This window comes from Sphingopyxis sp. CCNWLW2, assembly GCF_037095755.1.
Lineage (GTDB): Bacteria > Pseudomonadota > Alphaproteobacteria > Sphingomonadales > Sphingomonadaceae > Sphingopyxis.
Window position 1 is genome coordinate 538,292 of sequence record NZ_JBAWKJ010000003.1, and the last position, 22,549, is coordinate 560,840.

Here is a 22,549-nt window from a genome sequence, read left to right on the forward strand (position 1 = left end):
ATCGCGTATAGACGCTTTTGGGGTGACTCGTCGCGCTCGTTGCATTATTGCGTCCTGACGTAATTTTCTTATGCGAGGATGAGCCAATGTCCGCAGTCTGGGATTTCGCCGATTTCGACGATCACGAGCATATCCATATGTTCCGCGATCGCGCCATCGGGCTGACGGCGGTTATCGCCGTCCACTCGACCCATCTTGGGCCCGGCGCGGGCGGGGTGCGTTATTGGCATTATCCGCAGCGCGCGGCGGCGATCACCGACGCGCTGCGCCTGTCGCGCGGCATGAGCTATAAAAATGCGATGGCGGGGCTGCCGATGGGCGGCGGCAAGGGCGTGATCCTTGCCGATGATGGCGGCGCGAAGACTCCTGAACTGCTTGCGGCGTTCGGGCGTGCGGTCGAATCGCTCGGCGGCGCCTATGTGACCGCGGAGGATGTCGGGATCACCGACGCCGACATGGTCCAGATTTCGAAGCACACAAAACATGTCAGCGGCCTGCCGGTGGCAAGCGGCGAAGCGGGCGGCGACCCCGGTCCGCTGACCGCGCTCGGCGTCTATCTCGGCATCAAGGCTGCGATTCGCGAAGGGCTGAAGACCGACAGCGCGAAGGATGTGCGCATCGCGATCCAGGGTGTCGGCAGCGTCGGCGGCGGTGTCGCGCGGCGGCTGGCGGCCGAGGGCGCGAAGCTGACGCTCGCCGACGTCAATCTGGCGCGCGCGAAGGAACTCGCCGACGAACTCGGCGCCGAGCTGGCCGATTCGGCGGCGATCATGGAGATCGAGGCCGATGTGCTGAGCCCGAACGCGCTCGGCGCGATCCTGACCGAGACGAGCATCGAGAAACTGCGCGTGCCGATCGTTGCGGGCGGCGCGAACAACCAGCTCGCGACCGCGGCCGACGGCCAGCGCATCCATGATCGCGGCATCGTCTATGCCCCCGATTATGTGATCAACGCGGGCGGCATCATCAACGTCGCGCTTGAATATCTGGGGCAGGGCAGCCGCGAGGAAGTCGAAAGCCGCATCCACCTGATCCCCGGCCGGCTCGCCGAGATCTGGGCTGAGAGCAAGGCCAGCGGCACGCCGGCGGCGTCGGTGGCCGACCGGATGGCGCAGAAGCTGATCGGGCGGGGCTAATCCGTTTCGAGGGCTGGCACGCGGTCTGATTTCCGCTAAGCCAGCCCCGATGAAACGGCATTTTTATCTGGTCGCGGGCTGGGCGTCGTTGGGGCTTGGCGCGATCGGCGCTTTCCTGCCACTGCTGCCCACGGTGCCGTTCGTGATCCTTGCGGCCTTTTGCTTTGCGCGATCCTCGCCGCGGCTCGAGAATTGGCTGCTGACGCATCCGCATTTCGGGCTCCATATCACCGCGTGGCGTGCGAAGGGCGCGATCAGCCGCAAGGGCAAGATCGCGGCGACGGCTGCCTTTGCCTTCAGTATTGTGCTTGCCGCGATCTTCTCGCCATGGCCGTGGGTGATGGTGCCGGTGATTGCCGCCGCCGTCACCGGAAGCTGGATTTGGACGCGGCCCGAGGGTTGACCGCGCGGCGCAGGGCGGCGACAGAAGGGCCGCCGGGTCGCGCCGGGCAAATTGCTGGACCGTTTTCTCCGGCTCGCCTAAGGACGACGCGATCCGATGCACGCCTACGCTAATCCCACGCGCTTTCTTGCGATTGCCAAGCCGCTGACGCCGTGGTTGCTCGGTGTCGGGCTGTTGCTTGTGCTGGGCGGTGCGTGGGCCGGGCTTACGATGGTGCCGGGCGATTACAAGCAAGGCGAAACCGCACGCATCCTTTATGTCCATGTCCCGTCGGCGTGGCTCGGCATGGGCGGCTGGACGTCGCTGGCGATCGCGGGGCTGATCCAGCTTGTGTGGCGGCATCCGCTGTCGGGGATCGCGGCGCGCGCGATCGCGGTGCCGGGGATGCTGTTCACCGCGCTGTGCCTTGCGACCGGATCGATCTGGGGGCGCCCGACGTGGGGCACCTGGTGGGAATGGGACGGGCGGATGACCTCGATGCTCGTCCTGCTCTTTCTCTATGCGGGCTTCATTGCGCTGACGAGCGGCGACGACGGGCAAAGGCAGGGCGGCTCGCTGTCGCGCGGCGCCGCGATCTATGCGCTGGTCGGCGCGATCAATATTCCGATCATCAACCGCAGCGTTGTGTGGTGGAACAGCCTGCATCAGGGGCCGAGTATCACCTTGGGCGGGTCGAGCATCGACGGGGCGTTGCTGTGGCCGCTGGGCTTGACCGTGCTTGGCTTTTCGTTGCTATTCGGCGCCATTGTCTTGATGCGGATGCGGCGGATCATCGCCGACAACCGCGTCGCGGCGCGGCTGCGACGGCTCGCGGACGACGAGGGGGTTTGACGCGTGACGGGGGTGATCAGCGGGGGCGGACAATGGGCATTTGTCGCTGCGGCCTATGGGCTGACGGCCGTGCTGACCGGCGCGGTGCTGTGGGCGAGCTGGCGCGCGATGAAAAAGGCCGAGAAGCGCAGCGACGCGCTGCGAAAGGATCGTAAGTGAAGGCCAAGCATCAACGGCTGATTCTGGCGCTGGTGGCGCTGTGCGGCATCGCGGGCGCGGGCGTGCTCGCGGCGAGCGCGCTGCGCGACGAGGCGGCCTATTTCCGCACGCCGGTCGAAATTCAGGGTGGCAAGGCCGCGGTGGGCGAGCCGATGCGGCTGGGCGGCATGGTCACCAAGGGCAGCATCCAGCGGCAGGCCGATGGCCTGACGATCCGTTTCGTTGCGACCGACGGCAAGGCATCGGTTCCGGTAGAGTATAAGGGCATCGTCCCCGACCTGTTCGGCGAGGAGAGCGGCATGGTCGCCGACGGCCGGATGCGCGCCGACGGGACCTTCGTCGCCGACCGCATCCTCGCCAAGCATGACGAGCGTTATATGCCGCCGCAGATGGGCGACATGCCGAAGAATGTGAAGGCGCCGGCGGGGGTATGAACCACCTTTCTTTGATCGTCATCCCGGCGAAGGCCGGGATCTCGACGGTGCGTATGGGCGCCGGCGATGAGACCCCGGCCTTCGCCGGGGTGACGGAGATTGGGTTGTGATCGCCGAACTCGGTCTGGCCCTGCTGTGGATCGCGGCCGCGCTCGCGTGCCTGTCGCTTGTCGCCGGAACCTTGTTCCTGCGCGGCGGACCCAAGGACCTGGCGGCGCTCGTGCGGCCGGCGAGCGTCGCGCAGGGCGTACTCACCGCGGCCGCCTTCGGCCTGCTGATCGCATTGTTCGTACGCTCGGACATGTCGGTCGAACTCGTTGCGCGGAATAGCAACAGTTTGAAACCGATGATCTTCAAGGTCGCGGGGACGTGGGGCAATCACGAAGGATCGATGCTGCTGTGGCTGATGATCCTGTCGCTGTCGGGTGGGTTGATCGCGATCTTCGAAAAGCGGCTGCGTGAAGATACGCTGGTCGCGACATTGGCGGCGCAAGCGGCACTGAGCCTCGGTTTCTTCGCCTTCCTCCTCTTCTCGTCGAACCCGTTCAAGCGGCTCCCGGTGGCGCCGCCCGACGGGCAGGGGCTCAACCCGCTGCTCCAGGACATCGGGCTCGCCTTCCATCCGCCGACGCTTTACGTCGGCTATGTCGGGCTGTCGGTCGCGTTCAGCTTTGCCGTCGGCGCGCTGATTACGCGCGAGATCGGCCCGGCTTTCGCGCGCGCGATGCGGCCGTGGGTGCTCGGCAGCTGGATTTTCCTGACATTGGGCATCACCGCGGGCAGTTACTGGGCCTATTATGAGCTTGGCTGGGGCGGCTGGTGGTTCTGGGACCCGGTCGAGAATGTCTCGCTGATCCCGTGGCTTGCGGGCGCCGCCTTGCTCCATTCGGTCGCGGTGACCGCCACCCGCAACGCCCTGCGCGCGTGGACGGTGATGCTCGCGGTGATCGGCTTTTCGATGTCGATGGTCGGGACATTCATCGTGCGGTCGGGGCTGCTGACGAGCGTCCACAGCTTTGCGGTCGATCCCGAGCGGGGGACCTTCCTGCTCGCGCTGATGGCGATCTATATCGGCGGCGCTTTGACCCTCTTCGCGTTGCGTGCGGGGAGCGTGGCCGAGGGCAAGAAATTCGCGCTGCTGAGCCGCGAAGGCTCGCTCGTCATCAACAATCTGCTGCTGACGACGATCCTCGCGCTCGTCCTGCTCGGCACGCTTTATCCGATCGTCGCCGAGGCGATGGGCGAGAAGATTTCGGTCGGTCCGCCCTATTACAACAAGGTCGCGGGACCGCTCGCGCTGATCCTCTGTCTTGTCATGGTTGCCGGGCCGCTGCTTGGCTGGCGCAAGGATGACGGGAAGCGGCTCTGGTCGCGGCTGCCGATGGCGATCTTTGCCGGCGCGGCGGTGCTGTTCGCGCTGATCCTGTTCGGCGGCAAGGTCGGGATTTTGCCGCTGCTCGGCATGACCGTCGCGGGTATCGTCGCGGTCGCGAGCCTCGCGCCCTTGTGGGGGCGTAACCTGCGCCGCACGCCATTACCGACGTGGGGCATGGTGACCGCGCATTTCGGCGTCGCGGTGTGCCTTGCCGGCATGGGCGCCGAGAGCGCCTTCATCAAGGAACGGCTGGTTGCTGCAGCGCCCGGTGACGTGGTGAAGGTCGGTGATTTCGCGGTCAAGTTCGTCGGCGTCAAACCGATCGCCGGGCCGAATTATACCGCGATCGAGGGCACGCTGGTCGCGACGACATCGTCGGGCGGCAGCTTCACGATGCGGCCCGAGGCGCGGACGTTTCCGGGCCTGATGGGCACGGCGCCCACCGAAACCAACGAAGCGGCACTCCTGACGCGGCCGGGCGGACAGCTCTATGCCGTGCTCGGCCAGCCGGTGACGAGCGACGACGGCAGCGCCGACCGCTACCAGATCCGCCTGTGGTGGAAACCGCTTGTGTGGTGGATATGGCTCGGCGGCGCGCTGATCGCGATCGGCGCGGCGCTGTCGCTGCTCGGCCGCGCACAATTGCTGAACATCTGGCGCGCGCGGCGCAGCCGCAAATCACAGGAGCGTTTCGCGCCATGAAGAACCGCTGGGTCCTTTTCGTACCGCTGGCGATCATGGGGCTGTTGTTCGGCGCCTTCATCTATCGGCTGGTGACGCCTGCTGAGACGCTGATTCAGTCGCAGTGGATCGACAAGCCGATGCCTTTGTTCGACCTGCCGCCCGCGACTGCCGGGGTTCAGGGGCTGAAGAGCAGCCAGCTCGCCGACGGGCGGCCGCGGCTGGTCAATGTGTTCGCGAGCTGGTGCATCCCGTGCCGTGCAGAGGCGCCGCAACTCGAGGCGCTGAAGGCCGCGGGGGTGCCGATCGACGGCATCGCGATCCGCGACCGGCCCGAGGATGTCGCGATGTTCCTGCGCGAATATGGCAATCCCTTCGACCGTATCGGGTCGGACATGCAGAGCAGCGTCCAGATCGCGCTGGGGTCGTCGGGCGTGCCCGAAACCTTCCTGATCGACGGCAAGGGCATTATTCGCGAACAGATTCAGGGCGTGATCCTGGCCGATCAGGTGCCCGGAATTGTCGCGAAGCTCGAGGCGATGAAGTGACGCTCCGGCTCCTGCTGCTCTGCCTGCTCGGGGCATTGGCGCTTCCGTCGGCGGCGCAGGACCGGCTGCCGCCCGCGCCCTACGCATATCAGCAGCTCAAGGATCCGGCGCAGGAAGCGCGCGCAAAAGCGCTCATGGAAGAGCTGCGCTGCCTCGTCTGTCAGGGGCAGTCGATTGCCGATAGCGATGCGCCGCTCGCGGGCGATATGCGCCACGAAGTGCGCAGCAAGATCGCGGCGGGCGAAAGCCCGGCCGAAATCAAGTCGTGGCTCGTCGCGCGCTACGGCAATTGGGTGAGCTACGATCCGCCGTTCGATGGCGCCACGGCACTGCTCTGGCTCGGGCCGTTGCTCTTCCTCGCGCTCGGCGGATGGCTGGCCTTTGGCCGTTTCCGCCGCGGCGCGAACGATGATGAGGAGGGCGCGGCATGATCTGGCTGTGGGTCGTACTCGTCGCCTTGCTGACGATCGGCGGCATCTTCTGGTTCGGCAAGCTGCCCGCCGCGGCGCGGCCGCTGGCGGGGGCGGCGGTGATGCTGGGCCTTGCGGGCTATGCGTTGCAGGGGCATCCGTCGCTGCCGGGCAAGCCTGTGGCGGCGCCCGAGGAGCCCGAGGGATTTGGCGAGGCGATCACCGACCAGCGGCAGGGGATGTCCGAACGTTTTGGTCCCGCGGCGCAGTGGCTTGGCATGTCCGACGGTTTCGCGCGCACCGGCAAGACCGAACTCGCGGCGAAGACGCTCGAAAAGGGATTGGATAAATATCCCGACAATGTCGACCTGTGGGTCGGGCTGGGCAACGCGCTGGCGGCGCACGGCGGCGGCGTGATGTCGCCCGCCGCGGCGCTGGCGTTCGACGAGGCGGCGAAGCGCGATCCCTCGCATCCGGCGCCGCCTTTCTTCGCGGGGCTGGCGCTGGCGCAGGGCGGCGACCTGAAAGGCGCCGAGACGGTGTGGAGCGATTTGCTCGCGCGCAGTCCGGCCGATGCGCCGTGGCGGCCCGACCTCGAGATGCGGCTGGCGCAATTGCGTCAGGCGCTTGGGCCGCAGCTGCCCGCCGCTACCCCGGTCGACGTACCGGCACCGGACGTCCCAAATTGAAACCTATTACAAAGGCTCAGGCTCGTCTAAAGGCCCGCAATGACTGCTGAGTCGCAACAGGCGGCGGGCGGCGCCGCGGGCGCCGTGACTGCTGGCGCCGAAACGGCCCATTACGGGCATGGACATCACAGCGATGGCAAGCTGAAGCTTGCCGTCGGCGCGATCGGCGTCGTGTTCGGCGACATCGGGACCAGCCCGCTCTACGCGTTTCGCGAAACCTTTGCCGGGCATCATCCGATCGAGGCCGACCGGCTGCACATCTATGGCGTGCTCAGCCTCGTCTTCTGGTCGATGATGCTGGTCGTCACCTTCAAATATGTGCTGACGATCATGCGCGCCGATAACAAGGGCGAGGGGGGCAGTCTTGCGCTGCTCGCGCTGATCAGCCGTTCGTCGGGCGAGAAGCGCTGGACCTGGCCGATCATCCTGCTCGGGGTGTTCGCGACCGCGCTTTTCTATGGCGACAGCATGATCACCCCGGCGATGTCGGTGCTCTCCGCGACCGAGGGTCTGAGCTACGTCAACAAGGGGTTCGAGCCCTATATCGTGCCGATCGCGCTCACGATCCTGATCGGGTTGTTCGCGATCCAGGCGCGCGGGACGGCGAAGGTCGGGATGCTGTTCGGGCCGATCATGCTCGCCTATTTCACGATGCTGGCGATCCTCGGCCTGATCCATATCGTCGATCATCCGGGGATTATCGTCGAAACGCTGAACCCGGTGAACGCGCTGCGCTTTTTCTACGTCGATGGTTTCACCGCCTTCATCGCGCTCGGCGCGGTCGTGCTCGCGGTGACCGGGGCCGAGGCGCTTTATGCCGACATGGGGCATTTCGGGCGCGGGCCGATCGGGCTCAGCTGGCTGACCTTTGTCCTGCCCGCGCTGATGCTGAACTATATGGGGCAGGGCGCGATGGTGCTCGAGGCGGACATGGGACCGCGAAGCGACCTGATAGCCGATCCCTTCTTCCAGATGATGCCAGACGCGTGGCAGGTGCCCGTCGTCATCCTGGCGATCCTCGCGACGATCATCGCCAGCCAGGCGGTGATTTCGGGCGCCTTCTCGCTGACCCAGCAAGCGATCCAGCTTGGCTTCATGCCGCGGCTGCGCGTCGAGCACACGAGTGCGTCGGCGCAGGGGCAGATCTATATCCCAATCGTCAATTGGGGGCTGATGGTGATGGTGATCATCCTCGTCCTCTTCTTCGGATCTTCGAGCAACCTTGCCGCGGCCTATGGCATCGCGGTGACGGGGGCGATGTTCATCGATACTTGCCTGCTCAGCGTCGTGCTCTTCACATTGTGGAAGTGGCCGGCGTGGAAGGCGCTGCCGGTGCTTGCGGTCTTCTTCATCGTCGACATCGCCTATTTCGGCGCGAACCTGATCAAGGTGCCCGACGGCGGCTGGGTGCCGCTCGCGATCGGGCTGATCATCTTCACCTTGCTCACCACCTGGTCTCGCGGACGCAAGCTGATGCAGCAGGAAATGGCCGAGGGCGCGATGCCGATCCCGGTATTCGTGAAGTCGGCGGCGAACAGCGCGACGCGCGTGCCTGGCACAGCGGTGTTTATGACATCGAGCAGCGACGGCGTGCCGCACGCGCTGCTCCACAACCTCAAGCACAACAAGGTGCTCCATGCGCGGATCATCCTGCTGACGATCAAGATCGCCGACGTGCCGTTCGTGCAGGAGGAGAAATTCTGCCTGCTCGAGGATCTGGGACAGGGGTTCCACCGGCTGGTGCTCAACTATGGCTTCATGCAGCCGATCGACGTGCCCGAGGCGCTGACCCGCGTCACGAGCTGCGGCGGCGAGTTCAAGATGCTTGAAACGAGCTTTTTCCTGTCGCGGCAGACGCTGATCGCGGCGAGCAAGCCCGGCATGCCGATCTGGCGCGAAAAGCTGTTCGCATGGATGCTGCGCAATTCGGAAAGCGCGATGGAATATTTCCGCCTGCCGACCAATCGCGTCGTCGAACTGGGAAGCCAGGTCGCGATCTGAAGCCGAAGATTAACTTCCCGACATGTGGCAATAAGCGTTTGTACATCGGGGCCAGTCTTGCAATGCAAGGGCGACCCAAAAAAGGCCGCGCAATAGCATGGATGTCGGCAACCCTGACGCTCTGATCCTGCCGGTTCCGCCGGAACCCTTTGCCCTGATCGTCGGGGCGGCGATACAGGGCGGTTCGGACGAGAGCATCGAAACCGCGTTGCGCCGCATGGGGCTGAGGCCCGAGCGCGTCGACGGCGAGGGCACCGATGTCGCCGTGCGCGTCGCGGCGCCCCGTTTCCGCCTGACTTTCGGCGCGGTGTCGGTTCTGGCCGGACCCGCCGCCGGTGCCGCGCTGGACCTCGCCGATCCCGACCATCCGTCGACCAGCCTGCTGGCGGCGAGCTTGCCACGACGATGGCGCGAGAGCGGGGCGTGCTGGGTCTTTATCCCCGAGCGCGATCCCGAACGCGCGGGGTCGCCGGGGCCATCGACCGTGCAGCCGACACGAATGCGAGAATTCTTCAAGATGATGGTGCTGCTGATCGACCTGTTCGATGCCAGCCATATTTTCTGGTCGCCGGCGCGGCTGTGGTCCGACGCGCCGCAATTTCGCGCTTCGATCGCCGAAATGCTGGCCAGCGGAATGCCGCCGGTGCTGCACCTCGTCGCGTTCCGGCGCCGCGAAAATGGCGCCGATGCCAGCATGGGAACCCGGGGGCTGGTATTGTTTGCGGGGCAGGAACTGGAAGCGCGGATTCCGGTCGGCTGGACGGTCGCCGAAATGGTCCGGCGGCTGTCGCGGCTTGCGCTCGACATGATGCTCAACGGCCCGGTCCGCCATGCGCGGACGATGCGCGGGCTGGAGGCGGGCGAATGGATCGACCTGTCGCCGGGCGCGAGCAGCGGAAGCCAGCGGTCGACGGTGCTTGTCGAGTTCGGCCGCGACGCTTGATACCGCCGCGGGGCTGGCAGGGCGCACCGCCGCCGCAAACCGGGTTCCAGCGTCATCACCTCATCCCGATCGCCCTGTCGCAGCGCCCGCAAATGGCGGCGATGTTCGAGCAGCTCCATGGCGACGGCTTCGCGCTCCAACATTTCGGTCGCAACGGGTTGATACTCCCTGCGTGCGAGCCGGCGGCGCTGCGGTCGGGGCATGCGCTGCACCGCGGGCCGCACCATGGCTATAGCGATGTCATCGCGGCGCGGGTCGAAGGGATCAGAGCGCATTTCGCGCTTCACGCGCCGACCGATCCGCGAATGGCCCGGCGCACCGCCGTCATGCGTTTGCGTCTGTTGCAGGACTCGACGCGGCGCGCATTGACTGATCGGCATGGCGCGGGCTTCTGGCTCAACCGGCGCGACCCGATGCGGCTGTTCGTCGACCGCCCCTATCTCGACGAGGCGATCGACAAGCTGTTCGGTGGTTTATAGGCGGACCTTCGCTTCGAGTTCGCGGCGCGCGGCGAGATATTGCGCTTCGAGTTCGGCGACAAATTCGGCGACCGGGCGCACCGCGGTGACCGGGCCGATGCCTTGACCGGATCCCCAGATGTCCTTCCACGCCTTGACCTTAGTGTTGCCGCCCGAGCCGAAGTTCATCGTCTTGAGGTCGCCTTCGGGCAGGTTTTCAGGGTCCATGCCCGCGGCGACGATCGACTGGCGAAGGTAATTGCCGTGAACGCCGGTGAAGAGGTTCGAGTAGACGATGTCGCCCGCGCGCCCCTCGACGATGCCGTTCTTGTACGTGTCTTCGGCATTGGCTTCGGTCGTGGCGATGAAGGCGCTGCCGATATAGGCGAGGTCGGCGCCGCATGCCTGCGCGGCGAGGATTGAGCGGCCGTGGCCGATGGCGCCCGACAACGCGATCGGACCGTCGAACCATTCGCGGATCTCCTGCACCAGCGCGAAGGGCGATTGCCGGCCGGCATGGCCGCCCGCGCCCGCGGCGACGGGGATCAGGCCGTCGGCACCCTTTTCGATCGCCTTGCGCGCGAAACGGTCGTCGATGATGTCGTGAAGTGTGATGCCGCCCCAGCCATGGACCGCCTGATTGAGCTCCTCGCGCGCGCCGAGCGAGGTGATCGTGATCGGCACTTTCCATTTCTCGCACGTCGCAATGTCGTCGAGCAGCCGGTCGTTCGATTTATGGACGATCTGGTTGACGGCGTAAGGCGCCGAGGGCCGGTCGGGATTGGCGCGGTCCCACGCCGCGAGTTCTTCGGTGATCTGGTGCAGCCATTCATCGAGCAGCGATTGCGGGCGGGCATTGAGCGCCGGGAAGCTGCCGACGACGCCCGCCTTGCACTGCGCGATAACAAGCTCGGGTCCCGAAACGATGAACAACGGCGAGCCGATCACGGGCAAGCGCAGGCGGTCGAAAATCGGGGGAAGGGCCATGAATCACTCTCCGGTTGCAGTTTGAAACTAACCTTAACGTAAACGGAAAGCTGCGCAAGCGGGTAACTGGCGAGGCGGGCGTGGCGGACGATCGCACGCGGAACGGACCGCCGATCTCTTTTTACAAGCTACATTTTCGAGAAAGCTGGCTGTTGGCAAATGCCGCTGAATTTCTACCCGCGTAAATCTACGAACGAAAAAAATTACGCTTTTACGACACGGTCTTATCGGCTGGTCGCACCGTGCGCACGACGACCTGCGCAACTTTCGACTTCGTCGCGAGTAATCTTGTCCCAGAACGGACCACGCGAATACGCGGGCCCATCTGCGCGGGCGGCAGTTTTGAAGGAGAAGTATATGGGCGCCGTTTCCAAGAGTCCGAGAATTATATTGGCGCTGGCCTTGCTGGCCGGCACCGCAACGGGGAGCCTCGCGGCTCAAGAGCAGAATGCAAACGACGGCGAGGTCATGGCGACCGTTGTCGGCACGCTGCCTTCGCCCGACCAGATGACCAAGGGTCCCAAGGTCGAGGGCATCATTGCCGCGCGCACCGATGGCCGGATCAAGGTCGCGACCGCCGACGGCAACAGCACGACCGTGGCGATCGCCGACTATACGAAGATCAAGAGCAGCGGCGGGTTCCTTGGGCTCGATCGCGATAAGCTTGGCGCAGCTCAACTGCTCAACGGCCTGCCCGTTTCCATCGACACATTGCAGTGGGATGGCGGACTGGTGGCAAGCCAGGTCCAACTCAAGAGCAAGGACCTCCGCACCGCATCGATGATCCACACCGGCACCGATCAGCGCTTTGCCGAACAGACGGCGGCGACCGAGGCGCTGCGCAGCCGCGTGGGCGATATCGACCAGTATAATGTCAAAGGCACGACGAACGTGAACTTCGACACCGGCAAGGCAGTGCTGACCGAGCAGGCGAAAGCCGATCTCTGCAGCGCGGCATCGCAGGCCGATGGGATGGACAACGCCCTGCTGCTGGTCGTTGGCTACACCGATTCGACCGGTAGCCAGGAACTCAACCAGGTGCTCAGCGAAAAGCGCGCGAGCCGCGTCGTCAATCATCTTCAGCAGGCGTGCGGCTGGAAGCCCTATCGCATGCTGACCCCCACCGGGATGGCCGAAGCCGACCCGGCGGCGGACAACACCACGCCCGAAGGCAAGGCCCAGAATCGCCGCGTTGCGGTGAATATTCTGGTCAGCAAGGGCCTCGACGGCATGTAAGATGCGCGGGGTGGGCGGCGCCCACCCCGGCATTTCCGGCCGGAAGCGGCCGTGACGCAACGAAGGGCGGCCGTGAGGCCGCCCTTCGTCGTTTATGGGTGGGTCAGGCCGCGATCGGGCGGCGGCTGGCTTTGACAGCAAGGTAGCCGAACAGGATCGCGCCAAGGAGGAGTGCGCCCTGTGCCGCGACAAAGGGGCCTTCGGTTCCGTTCGGGGCGAGCGCGTTGAGTGCAGGAACCTTCAGGAACGACTGCACCACCAGCACGAAGAGGTTGAGGTAGAGCGCGGCGGTGGCGCTGATCGCATAGACCGTCGCTGCGCGGCCGGCGAGCTTGCGGCCATACCAGGCCCAGAAGGCGACCGCGAGCACCAGCGTCGAGACGATCCCCGTGCCGAGCGCCGGGGTGAAAGCAACGATCGGGAAGAGGAAGCCGGTGAGGCTGGTGAGCAAGGTCGTCCAGAGAAACACGCCGTTCGTGCGGGGCAGGATGCTGCCGCGGGCGAAGGCGGGAAGCGCGATGAGACCGGCGCCGATGCCGACGAAGCTGATCGCAACGTGCAGCGCGGTGAACTGCGGGATGGTCAAACCGAGGATCATTGTCTTTACTCCCTGTTGGGGGCGACGACGGGTCGTCGCCCCGCATATCCGGATCAGCTGTTGATGAAGTCGAGGAGGTCGGCGTTGAACCGATCCTGATGGGTGACGGTGAGGCCGTGGTCGGCGCCTTCGTAGACCTTGAGCACCGCCTGCTTGACGATCTTGACCGTTGAGAGCGCCGAAGCGCCGATCGGCACGATCTGGTCGTCGTCGCCGTGGAGGACGAGCGTCGGCTTGTCGAACTTCTTGAGGTCTTCGTTGAAGTCGCTTTCCGAAAAAGCGCGGATGCTGTCGAGCAGGCCCTTGAGGCCGCCGTTCATGCCTTGCCGCACAAAGTCGTCGCGCACCGCTTCGCTGACCACCGCGCCGTCGCGGTTATAGCCGTAGAAGGGCAGCGTCAGGTCCTTGAAGAACTGCGGGCGGTTGTCGAACGTCCCCTTGCGGATGCCGTCGAAGACGTCGATCGGCAGGCCGCCCGGATTGGCCTCGGTCTTGAGCATCAGCGGGGGGACCGCCCCGATCAGCGCGACCTTGGCGACGCGGGCGGTGCCGTGACGGCCGATATAGCGGGTGACTTCGCCGCCACCGGTCGAATGGCCGACGAGGATCACGTCTTTCAGGTCCAGCTGTTCGATCAGTTCGGCGAGGTCGTCGGCGTACTGGTCCATATTGTTATTGTCCCAGACCTGATCCGAGCGGCCATGGCTGCGGCGATCGTGGGCGATGGTGCGGAAGCCATGATTGGCGAAAAAGACCATCTGGGCGTCCCAGGCATCGGCCGAAAGCGGCCAGCCGTGCGAGAAGACGATCGGCTGGGCGTCCTTCGGACCCCAATCCTTGAAGAAGATGTTGGTGCCGTCCTTGGTGGTGATGGTGGTCATGTCGCGGTTCCTTTCGTTTCGAGAAGGGCGGGTTTCCGTCCCGGTGATCTGGAGATAGGCCGGGCGGCGCTTGCGCGGGATTGGCGGATGCGACATTATGCGGGCCGATTCCGACAAAGGAGCCGATATGCCCAAGTTGAAGGTGCCCGAGGCGACGACCGTGCCGCTGATCGAGGTCGGGATGATGACCTATCCCGATTGCCAGATGGGCATGGTGTATGGGATCACCGATCTGTTCGACGTCGCGGGGCGCTTTGCGGTGGATCATGGCCGCAGCCCGATCCGTGTCAGCCATTGGCGGCTGCAGGAAGTGGGAGGCTTTGCGCGCTGGTACGACAGCCATCCTGATGAGGCGGCGGGCAATTCGCCCGCGGTGCTGATCGCGCCGGGCAGCCTGCACAAATTGCTCGAGCCCGGCGAGGTCGAGCCCTATGCGCGCTGGCTGCTCGACCGGCATGCGCAGGGCGCGGTGCTCGCGTCGAACTGCGGCGGGGCGTTTGCGCTGGCGGCGACGGGATTGCTCGCGGGGCGGCCGGCGACGACGCACTGGTTCTTCGCCGAGGAGTTCCGCAGCCGCTTTCCCGACGTGCGGATGGAGGCCGACCGCATGGTGATCGACGATGGCGACATCGTCACTGCGGGCGGGCTGATGGCATGGACCGATCTCGGGCTGCGCATCGTCGAACGCCTGCTGGGGCCGACGGTGATGATGGAGACCGCGCGCTTCCTGCTGATCGATCCGTCGGGGCGCGAGCAGAAAAATTATGCGAGCTTTGCGCCGAAGCTGACGCACGGTGATGAGGCGATCCTGCGCGTCCAGCATTGGTTGCAGGCGCGCGGCCCCGGCCCGGTCGCGGTGCCCGAAATGGCGGGCGAGGCGGGAATGGAAGAACGCACCTTTCAGCGCCGCTTCAAGGCCGCGACGGGCATGACGCCCGTCGAATATGTCCAGCATCTGCGTGTCGGCAAGGCGCGCGAGCTGCTGGAATTCACCAGGCGCACGGTCGACCAGATCGCGTGGGCCGTGGGATATGAGGATGCGGCGGCGTTCCGCAAATTGTTCCACCGCCTGATCGGCCTGTCGCCGCACGAATATCGGCAGCGTTTTTCGACACCGCAGTCGCTGGCGGAGGTCGCCTGAAATTTTTTCCTGGCTTGTGTCGATTTGGCGGCGGCTCGTTCGTCGTGTTGGCAGGAGCCGTTGTTGGCCCGATCAAAGAGGAGATGGACGATGCGTGTAATGGTCTTTGTCAAAGCGACCGAGGATAGCGAAAAGGGCCTGCCGCCGACCGAGGACATGACCGCGATGTTCGAGGCGATGGGCAAATTCAACGAGGAGCTCGTGAATGCCGGCGTGATGGTCGACGGCGATGGGCTCAAGCCCTCGTCGGCCGGCAAGCGCATCGCGTTCGATGGCGCGAGCCGCACGGTGATCGACGGCCCCTTCGCCGAGACGCGCGAACTTGTCGCGGGTTATTGGGTCTGGGAGGTCAAGGACATGGACGAGGCGGTCGCCTGGGCGAAGCGTTGTCCGAACCCGATGCCCGGCCCGAGTGAACTCGAAATCCGTCCCTTCTATGAAATGGAGGATTTCGGCGACGCATTGACGCCCGAACTCGCCGAGCAGGAGCAGAAGCTGCGCGAAAGGCTCAGCGGCGAATAATCTATGCCGGTAGCCGTGCTTGCCTTGCTCACGATCTTCGCGGACAAGGCAGGCATGGCGGCCGACGAAACCCACCGGGCGATCGAAGCGGTGTTCCGGATCGAGCGGGCGCGGTTGATCGCCGCGCTCGCCCGGATGACGCACGACGTCGACCGCGCCGAAGAGCTGGCGCAGGAGGCGCTGCTGATCGCGCTGACCGAATGGCCGAAGTCAGGGGTGCCCAATAATCCGGGCGCCTGGCTGACCGCGGCGGCGAAACGGCGGGTGATCGACGGCGCCCGGCACCATGCGATGCGGGAGCGGAAGCATGCCGAAATCGCCCGCGAACTCGATGAGGAGCGCGATATGAGCGCGGAGGCTGTCGAGGCGGCGCTCGACGATCCGCTCGGCGACGAACTGCTCGGGCTGATCTTCGCCGCCTGCCATCCGGTAATTTCGCCCGAGGCGCGCGCTGCGCTGACGCTGCGGCTGGTCGGCGGGTTGACGGTCGAGGAGATCGCCCGGGCTTTCCTGTCGAACGAAGCCGCGATCGCAGCGCGGATCACGCGGGCTAAAAAGGCGATTGCCAAGGCGGGGGTCCAGTTCGAGGTTCCGCGCGGTGCCGAGCTTCAGGCGCGGTTGGGATCGGTGCTCGAGGTCGTCTATCTGATCTTCAACGAAGGCTATGCGGCCACCATGGGCCCCTCGCTCGTTCGTCCGCCGCTGTGCGGTGAAGCGCAGCGATTAGGGCGCATTCTCGCCGGGTTGATGCCCGAACAGCCCGAGGTGCTGGGTTTGCTCGCGCTGATGGAAATTCAGGCGTCGCGGCTGACGGCGCGGGCGGGACCCGATGGGCGGTTTGTGCCGCTGACCGAACAGAACCGGGCGCGCTGGGATCAGCTGCTGATCCGTCGCGGGCTCAATGCGCTCGATCGGGCCGAGGCGCTGGGCGGAGCTGATGGGCCTTATGCGCTGCAGGCGGCGCTCGCGGCGTGCCACGCCCGGGCGCGGTCGGCGGAGGTAACCGACTGGCAGCGTATCGCCGGCCTCTACGACCGGCTGGGGCAGATGATGCCGTCGCCGGTGGTCGAGCTCAATCGCGCGGTCGCGCACAGCATGGCGTTCGGTCCCGAGGCCGGATTGCGGCTGGTCGACGCCATCGCCGATGCGGCGGCGCTACGCAATTATGCGCCGCTGCCTGCCGCGCGCGGCGATTTCCTCTTCCGCGCCGGGCGGCCGGGCGAAGCACGGGCACAGTTTGAGGCAGCGGCAGCGCTCTCGAGCAACGAGCGCGAGCGCGACTTTCTGCTGGCGCGCGCCGCGGCCTGCGCCGAATGACGTCGGTTCGTATCGAGACGATCGGGACCGAGGCGCAGCCGCTCGTCATCCTCGATGATTTCGCGCCCGATCCCGATGGCTTGCACAGCCGCGCGCAGGCGGCCGATTTCGCCCCGGCGCTCAACCATTTTCCGGGCGTGCCGCCGCTCACGAGCGAAGGCGAAATGATCTGTCGCCGCGGATATGAGCCGGGCGGGGCGGCCGACTATTGGGTCGTCGACTAGGCGGGCGTCAGAAACGCTCGCCGACCATCTCCCCCCTCTTCGCCCACGGCGCCCACGGCGCCTTCGCGTTGCCGCGGGCGATCGATACGCCAAACCTCGTCATTCCCGCGAAGAGGATCGGGTTCAACCGCTCGCCGATTTCCGTAGCTTTTTGCTCGCGGGCGCCGGATCGTTCGCGGGGGCGGGGAGCGCGAAGAAGGCGCGGCGGGCGGCTTCGCCGGCGATGCGCAGCGGTTCGAAAGCTTCGGCGCGGGCGCCTTCCCAGGCGTCTTCTTCGGTCCCGTCGAGCGTGCGTTCATAGTCGGCGTCGCCGAACATGCCAACCTCGATGCCGACATAATCGTCGGGCGGCGGGAAGTTGGTGCGCCATTCATTGCGTTCCTCGTCGTGCCATACGGTCATTTCGGCGGCCTCTTCCTCGGGGGTGGGTTCGGTTTCGGGCTCGGCGTCGGAAGTGGCGGAAAACTGCGCAACTTCATTCGCGATCGCGGTGCTGCGCCACAGGGTGGCGAGCGGGTTGGCACGGTTGTCGCGCGCGGCGAGCCAGAGGGCGAGGGCGGCCGCCATCCCGTCCTTCTGCCCCTCGGCGTCGGTGTTTTCCGCCCCGGCGGCGCCCGGCGCCACAGCTTCGGCCGCGTCGAAGAGCGAGAGGAAGCCCGGCCAGTCGCCGGCGATGATCTGCGCGAGCATCTCCTCGCCTGGCCATCCTCCTTTTTGGGGTGCGCGCGTTTCGACCATCCTGTCGAGCCGCGCGAGCATCGCGAGGCCGAGGCGCGAGTCGATGCGGCGGCGCTTGGCATAGCTGCGGCCCTCCTCGCGCTGGATCTCGGCGGTCTCGTCATGCCCCCAGATCGCCCGGTCGAGCAGTTCGTCGACGAGCCGCCCGCGCGCGATCAGCAGCGCCGCGGCTGAACGCCGCGCCCTCGGGCCGCTGCTTCAGCTGATAGACGGCGGACGGTGACATGCCGACCTTGGCTGCCGAAATCTTCACCGACCCGTTGGTGGCGAAGGCTTCGAGAAAGTCGCGCTGGAGCCGCGGCGTCCAGTGATAGCTGCCGGGGGCGGGGATGGTGGCGGGATTATGCGCGGCGTCGTCCATCAATTCGTCCTTTCGGTTAGGTGAAACCGACAGAATAAACCATATGGGTGAAATGTAGGAAAGGGTTATCTGTTTCCGGAGCCCCGCGGACGGCGCCCTCTGTTTTGATGCTTTCGAGGAGCGAGGCGCGTTGAAGACCCAGCCAAGTTTGGCAGTGCGCTAGAGTACCAGCGGCCAGTGGTTACATAATGTGCTAACCTCTCTTTCGCGATTTGTAGCGGTCTCGCGGAGTTATGCTGACTCATTCTCTGGATATCTTCAAAATATAGATTCGCAGCCTGTCTCGCCTCAGGATCTTTCTTGTGCCGTATAAGCGCGTTAATGTGCTTCTCCGCTAGCGTAACTATTGGATACTGGTCAGAATCCCATGACAGATAGCCATGTTGCTCGGTCAGGGTTTTAACAGCATCGCCAATCAATTTTGCCGTTTCCGAATCATAATGAGGGCGTTTTGCGGCCACTCTTAGCTGTAGGTCAGCAAAAGCATGAACGGCGTAAGGGTTATTGGAATAGGCATCAATAGATTTACCTAGAACAGATAGCGCCTCCTCCTCTTCTCCGATTGTTACCAAATATTGTCCATACTGGAGCCAAAAGTGACCATCTAACTGAAATTCAACTTCAAAGGTTTCATATATTCGCCGTCCTTCCAACTTTCCATGTCGTCTTTTAGCCAGATCGGCATTGAGATTGTGATTTAAGAGAAACTTAAATAGAACAGCATCGAGGCGGCCGACCGTCTTGACGATCGGAATTCTGTATTTAGTAAAATTACGCAATATTTCGATTATAATATCGACTATGTTAGAAAAATCTGCAACATTCTCAATCAAGTGCCGAACGTAAAGTTCATGCCTAGCCCACAATCTTCCATTGGAATCCGTTGTAACGATTCCTTCCAGAGCACCGCAAGCCGATTTGAAATCTCGCTTTTTCGCTAGGCGGGTGTACGCTTCTCGGGCGTGACTTTCTTGGATGCCCGATCGGGCGAGCGTGGCCACGCCGGCGATAATTGCAAGGGTGCGGCAATCATCGTCTGGGAGCGTGAGAAATTCATTGGTGATTACCTTGGTGAAGTTCTCGGACGACGTTGTTTCCTTGAGCGCGATGAGAAGCTGACTTTGTGATGTCTTGAGCTTGTTGATTTTTTCTTCGGCTGTTAGCTTTATGAATGCTGGGGCAGGAACATATTCAATTAGGCGTTGAATGAGTGGTTGGTGATCTTGTTCGCCAAATCTTTGATATAGGAAGTCTTTTGAGATACTCCCAATCCGCCTTTGAATATGGTCTCTCCATTCGCCACTGCGGGCGCTAGTTACCACTGTAATGCGGCCAGGACTTATGCTCATGATGTCCTCGGCAAATCCATCGCCGAATATAAATGCATCGGGGATGTAAAGTACTACGTGTTCGTCCTCGTGAAGGCGAGAAATTAGAGATAGTGAAGATCGGAGAGAGGGGACGTTGCCTTTTAGCTCGTAGATATATGATTTTTCGTTTTCTCGACTGTATTTTAGAAGAGATTGCAAGATCGCTGTCGTTTTTCCGCTGCCCGATTGGCCGTGGGCGATAAAGCAACGCTCTCGATCTCGAAAGGCGTCAGTCATCGACTTGTATAAGCTCTCAGATCTTTGAAGCCAAACGGGCACGGTCGTTGCAGCTAGAAGCCAAGAGGGCGGCGCGCCTTCTAGATAGCGTCGCGCCATGCGTCGTAGAGTTGGTTGCGGTTGGTCGTCTGCGTCCTTCTTGGCTAGAGTCCAAGAGCGGGGAACAACATATTCGGCCGCTTCAATCTCCGCTCTGGAAATGGCTTTGGATACCGCAAGTAAGCGTTCCACAAATGCGTTTGATCGCTTGGCGACTTCGGGAGGCGTGAGATGACTCCCAAGCTTTTCGCTTATCCATTCCACGAAATCCTTAAGAGTGGCTTGAATTATAACGATATTTTTAGCATTGAAGCTCGCAAGTTGAATCTCGGTGAAGTTGTCGGGCGTCACAAGAAAGGCCATTCCCAAGCCGGCTTCAGGTGATGGGCGCGCTCTATCTAGCTCTGCGGACAAGATTGGCTCGTTCAGGCGGCTTCCGATAAAAATGGGGGTGTATGAGATATAGTCAGAAGATAATTCTCTATACCAATCATGCTCATTTTTGTTTATTCGGCGGTTGTAGTCGGCCGGACTAAAAATGAATCCGTGCTCAGGTTTCGATGCGTCGCCGTGAAGGTTTATGATTTGCAGGTAGTCATGTCCGTCATGAACAGATACTTTATCTGCCAAACCGTTAAAATATTTTCTTATTTGTGAAGATGATTTTACGTTATTGATAGAGTCGTCAATATTCCACGTATATATTCTTCTCCACGTGTATTTTAATAGATTCTGGATTTCGTCAGACGGCTGAATTTTCGTGTATTCTAAGCGAAGTATGTCTTCAAACTGCTTTTGGCTTATCCGTGGCCCCACTATCCCAGGAAGAACTTCTGGAAGCTCCTCGCCGGCATAGGGAAGCCCTACTTTTGTGGTAAGTAGTTCCGCTAGCGCTTTGCCTTGACGAACCTTTTCTCCCTGCGAATTCAATGAAGTGGCAGAAGCGCCTGCTCCAAGAGCAAGTACAATATTTCCATCCTTCAGTGCATTCAAAAGCAACTGTTCATCGGCGGCATTAAGCTGAATCACTTCCTTCTCCCCGGCAAATTACGCCGAGTTTACGGTTTTAGATCGAGCATTGCGAGCAGCATTTTGGCGCGCTGAGTCGCGGCTTGGAATGAGTCATTTCAGAATGTGGTGATGCGAGGTGCCGGTTACGCCCCATTCGCCGCCGACAAAATCGCCCGAACACTCGCCGTCGCCACGTCCGTATCCAGCCCGCAGCCGAACAGGCTTTTCCCGTCCGCGGTGCGGCACTCCACGTAAGCTGCGGCCTGCACATTGCTGCCCTGGCCGATCGCGTGCTCGCTATAGTCGACGATGTCCATGATCGGGCCGCCTGACTCGGCGAGCGCGGCGATGACGCTGCTCATCAGGCCGTTGCCGCGGCCGCTGACGCTGCGCGGAGTGCCGTCGATGGTGAGCTTGCCCGCGAAGATGCGGTCGGTGCCCGCATGGCTCTCCGACCAGTCGACGAGCTGGAAGCGCTTGCCCTCGGTGACCAGATAGGCGTGGTCGAAGGCGCCCCAGATGTCCTCGGCGCCGAGTTCGCGGCTCGTCTCGTCGGCGAGTGCCTGGACGACGTGGCTGAAGCTCGCCTGCATTTTCTTGGGGAGTTTCAGGCCCTTGTCCTGTTCGAGCACCCACGCGACGCCGCCCTTGCCCGACTGGCTGTTGACGCGGATCACCGCTTCATAGCTGCGGCCGAGGTCGGCAGGGTCGATGGGGAGGTAGGGGACTTCCCAGCGCTCGTCATTCTGGCGTTCGCGCGCGGCGAAGCCTTTCTTGATCGCGTCCTGATGGCTGCCCGAGAACGCCGTGTAGACGAGCTCGCCGCCATAGGGGTGGCGCGGGTGGACGGGCAGGCGATTGCAATATTCGACCGTCTGGATGACCTCGTCGATGTTCGAGAAGTCGAGCTGCGGGTCGACGCCCTGCGTGTACATGTTGAGCGCGATGGTGACGAGGCAGGTGTTGCCGGTGCGCTCGCCATTGCCGAACAGGCAGCCCTCGACGCGGTCGGCGCCCGCGAGCAGGCCGAGTTCGGCCGCCGCGACGCCGGTGCCGCGGTCGTTGTGGGTGTGCAGGGACAGGATCGCGGCGTTGCGGTTGGGGAGGTTCTTGCCGAAATATTCGATCTGGTCGGCGTAGATGTTCGCGGTGGAGGCCTCGACCGTCGCGGGGAGGTTGAGGATGATCGGGTTGTCGGTGGTGGGCTGGAGGATGTCCATCACCGCGGCGCACACCTCGATGCTGAAATCGATCTCGGTCGTCGAGAAGCATTCGGGGCTGTACTGGAAACGCCAGTTGGTTTGCGGCAGGCGCGCGGCATTGTCGCGGAGCTGCTTGGCGCCGTCGATCGCGATCTGTTTGATGTCGGCCTGATCCATGCCGAACACGATCTTGCGCCACGCGGGGGCGACCGCGTTATAGACGTGGACGATCGCGGTTTTCGCGCCCGCGAGGCTGTCGAAGCTGGTGCGGATGAGGTCGGCGCGCGACTGGGTCAGCACCTGCGGCGTCACGTCGTCGGGGATGCGGCCTGATTTGACGAGGCCCGAGATGAAGTCGAACTCGGTCGCGCCGGCGCTGGGGAAGCCGACTTCGATCTCTTTCAGGCCGATGCGGACGAGCAGGTCGAAGAAGCGCGCCTTTTTCTCGGCATCCATCGGGTCGATCAGCGCCTGATTGCCATCGCGCATGTCGGTGGAGAGCCAGATTGGCGCCTTGGTGGTGACGCGGCCGGGCCATTCGCGGTGGCTCAAGGGAACCTGCGGAAAGGCGCTGTACTTGACCGAGGGGTCGCGGAGCATGGTCATGGTGTTAAAAC

The 22,549-nt window shown here is 63.5% G+C and carries 23 protein-coding genes and 1 pseudogene; 17 read left to right on the forward strand and 7 right to left on the reverse strand.

The features are described 5' to 3' along the window. Positions 1-86 precede the first annotated feature (86 nt). The 12 genes from V8J55_RS19935 (at position 87) to V8J55_RS19990 (ending at position 10,089) form a co-directional block, all read left to right on the forward strand. Entirely contained in the window at positions 87-1,136 is a 1,050-nt protein-coding gene (locus V8J55_RS19935; RefSeq protein WP_336447319.1) for a Glu/Leu/Phe/Val family dehydrogenase, read from the forward strand. Between the two features lie 49 nt (positions 1,137-1,185). After that, positions 1,186-1,539 (forward strand): YbaN family protein, encoded by a 354-nt coding sequence (locus V8J55_RS19940; protein WP_336447320.1) that lies wholly within the window; start codon positions 1,186-1,188, stop codon positions 1,537-1,539. 96 nt (positions 1,540-1,635) lie between these two features. After that, positions 1,636-2,370 (forward strand): heme ABC transporter permease CcmC, encoded by a 735-nt coding sequence (gene ccmC / locus V8J55_RS19945; RefSeq protein ID WP_336447321.1) that lies wholly within the window; start codon positions 1,636-1,638, stop codon positions 2,368-2,370. A 3-nt stretch (positions 2,371-2,373) separates the two neighbouring features. Next, positions 2,374-2,529 carry a heme exporter protein CcmD gene (locus V8J55_RS19950; protein WP_184644855.1) on the forward strand — a complete coding sequence of 52 codons (156 nt, stop codon included), beginning with the start codon at positions 2,374-2,376 and terminating at the stop codon, positions 2,527-2,529. Continuing rightward, on the forward strand, positions 2,526-2,963 hold the full coding sequence (gene ccmE / locus V8J55_RS19955; protein ID WP_336447322.1) for a cytochrome c maturation protein CcmE: 438 nt from the start codon (positions 2,526-2,528) through the stop codon (positions 2,961-2,963). The genes V8J55_RS19950 and ccmE overlap by 4 nt, the downstream gene beginning before the upstream one ends. A gap of 106 nt (positions 2,964-3,069) precedes the next feature. Beyond that, positions 3,070-5,040, forward strand: a complete 1,971-nt coding sequence (locus tag V8J55_RS19960; RefSeq protein ID WP_336447323.1) for a heme lyase CcmF/NrfE family subunit — start codon at positions 3,070-3,072, stop codon at positions 5,038-5,040. Continuing rightward, positions 5,037-5,567 carry a DsbE family thiol:disulfide interchange protein gene (locus V8J55_RS19965; protein ID WP_336447324.1) on the forward strand — a complete coding sequence of 177 codons (531 nt, stop codon included), beginning with the start codon at positions 5,037-5,039 and terminating at the stop codon, positions 5,565-5,567. Before V8J55_RS19960 ends, V8J55_RS19965 begins: the two co-directional genes overlap by 4 nt. Continuing rightward, positions 5,564-5,998, forward strand: a complete 435-nt coding sequence (locus V8J55_RS19970) for a cytochrome c-type biogenesis protein (RefSeq protein WP_336447325.1) — start codon at positions 5,564-5,566, stop codon at positions 5,996-5,998. Before V8J55_RS19965 ends, V8J55_RS19970 begins: the two co-directional genes overlap by 4 nt. Continuing rightward, complete coding sequence (locus V8J55_RS19975; RefSeq protein ID WP_336447326.1) at positions 5,995-6,666, forward strand: tetratricopeptide repeat protein; 672 nt, start codon at positions 5,995-5,997, stop codon at positions 6,664-6,666. Before V8J55_RS19970 ends, V8J55_RS19975 begins: the two co-directional genes overlap by 4 nt. Before the next feature lie 39 nt (positions 6,667-6,705). Next, positions 6,706-8,667, forward strand: coding sequence for a potassium transporter Kup (locus V8J55_RS19980; protein ID WP_336447327.1), 1,962 nt, complete (start codon positions 6,706-6,708; stop codon positions 8,665-8,667). A 97-nt stretch (positions 8,668-8,764) separates the two neighbouring features. After that, positions 8,765-9,610 carry a hypothetical protein gene (locus V8J55_RS19985; protein ID WP_336447328.1) on the forward strand — a complete coding sequence of 282 codons (846 nt, stop codon included), beginning with the start codon at positions 8,765-8,767 and terminating at the stop codon, positions 9,608-9,610. Next, a complete protein-coding gene (locus V8J55_RS19990; RefSeq protein WP_336447329.1) occupies positions 9,607-10,089 on the forward strand; it encodes an AHH domain-containing protein in 483 nt (160 codons plus the stop codon). The genes V8J55_RS19985 and V8J55_RS19990 overlap by 4 nt, the downstream gene beginning before the upstream one ends. On the opposite strand, the gene V8J55_RS19995 is transcribed toward V8J55_RS19990, so the two are convergent. After that, the gene (locus V8J55_RS19995) at positions 10,084-11,055 is read right to left on the reverse strand and encodes an NAD(P)H-dependent flavin oxidoreductase (RefSeq protein ID WP_336447330.1); all 972 of its coding nucleotides are present in this window, start codon (positions 11,053-11,055) and stop codon (positions 10,084-10,086) included. The two genes, V8J55_RS19990 and V8J55_RS19995, sit on opposite strands and share 6 nt — an antisense overlap. A 357-nt stretch (positions 11,056-11,412) precedes the next feature. On the opposite strand from V8J55_RS19995, the gene V8J55_RS20000 reads away from it, so the two are divergent. Continuing rightward, the gene (locus V8J55_RS20000; protein WP_336447331.1) at positions 11,413-12,291 is read left to right on the forward strand and encodes an OmpA family protein; all 879 of its coding nucleotides are present in this window, start codon (positions 11,413-11,415) and stop codon (positions 12,289-12,291) included. 103 nt (positions 12,292-12,394) lie between these two features. Here the strand turns inward: V8J55_RS20000 and V8J55_RS20005 are convergent, their stop codons facing one another. Both V8J55_RS20005 and V8J55_RS20010 read right to left on the reverse strand, forming a co-directional pair. Then, positions 12,395-12,889 carry a hypothetical protein gene (locus V8J55_RS20005; RefSeq protein ID WP_336447332.1) on the reverse strand — a complete coding sequence of 165 codons (495 nt, stop codon included), beginning with the start codon at positions 12,887-12,889 and terminating at the stop codon, positions 12,395-12,397. A 53-nt stretch (positions 12,890-12,942) separates the two neighbouring features. Then, a complete protein-coding gene (locus V8J55_RS20010) occupies positions 12,943-13,770 on the reverse strand; it encodes an alpha/beta fold hydrolase (RefSeq protein ID WP_336447333.1) in 828 nt (275 codons plus the stop codon). A gap of 127 nt (positions 13,771-13,897) precedes the next feature. Here V8J55_RS20010 and V8J55_RS20015 point away from each other — a divergent pair, with 127 nt between their 5' ends. The 4 genes and pseudogenes from V8J55_RS20015 (at position 13,898) to V8J55_RS20030 (ending at position 16,974) form a co-directional block, all read left to right on the forward strand. Further along, positions 13,898-14,911: a GlxA family transcriptional regulator gene (locus tag V8J55_RS20015; protein WP_336447334.1), complete on the forward strand. Its 1,014-nt coding sequence runs from the start codon at positions 13,898-13,900 to the stop codon at positions 14,909-14,911. Between the two features lie 90 nt (positions 14,912-15,001). Continuing rightward, positions 15,002-15,361: pseudogene (locus tag V8J55_RS20020) on the forward strand (YciI family protein); the annotation flags it as partial. Between the two features lie 75 nt (positions 15,362-15,436). Further along, positions 15,437-16,750, forward strand: a complete 1,314-nt coding sequence (locus V8J55_RS20025) for an RNA polymerase sigma factor (protein WP_336447335.1) — start codon at positions 15,437-15,439, stop codon at positions 16,748-16,750. Continuing rightward, on the forward strand, positions 16,747-16,974 hold the full coding sequence (locus tag V8J55_RS20030) for a DUF6445 family protein (protein ID WP_336447336.1): 228 nt from the start codon (positions 16,747-16,749) through the stop codon (positions 16,972-16,974). Before V8J55_RS20025 ends, V8J55_RS20030 begins: the two co-directional genes overlap by 4 nt. Before the next feature lie 123 nt (positions 16,975-17,097). Here V8J55_RS20030 and V8J55_RS20035 read toward each other — a convergent pair whose 3' ends face one another. The 4 genes from V8J55_RS20035 to leuA form a co-directional block, all read right to left on the reverse strand. After that, positions 17,098-17,664 (reverse strand): hypothetical protein, encoded by a 567-nt coding sequence (locus V8J55_RS20035; RefSeq protein WP_336447337.1) that lies wholly within the window; start codon positions 17,662-17,664, stop codon positions 17,098-17,100. A 148-nt stretch (positions 17,665-17,812) separates the two neighbouring features. Then, entirely contained in the window at positions 17,813-18,073 is a 261-nt protein-coding gene (locus V8J55_RS20040; protein WP_336447338.1) for a hypothetical protein, read from the reverse strand. Positions 18,074-18,138: 65 nt separating this feature from the next. Continuing rightward, entirely contained in the window at positions 18,139-20,748 is a 2,610-nt protein-coding gene (locus V8J55_RS20045; protein WP_336447339.1) for a P-loop NTPase, read from the reverse strand. A gap of 125 nt (positions 20,749-20,873) precedes the next feature. Beyond that, positions 20,874-22,538, reverse strand: a complete 1,665-nt coding sequence (gene leuA, locus V8J55_RS20050; RefSeq protein WP_336447340.1) for a 2-isopropylmalate synthase — start codon at positions 22,536-22,538, stop codon at positions 20,874-20,876. Positions 22,539-22,549: the final 11 nt, after the last annotated feature.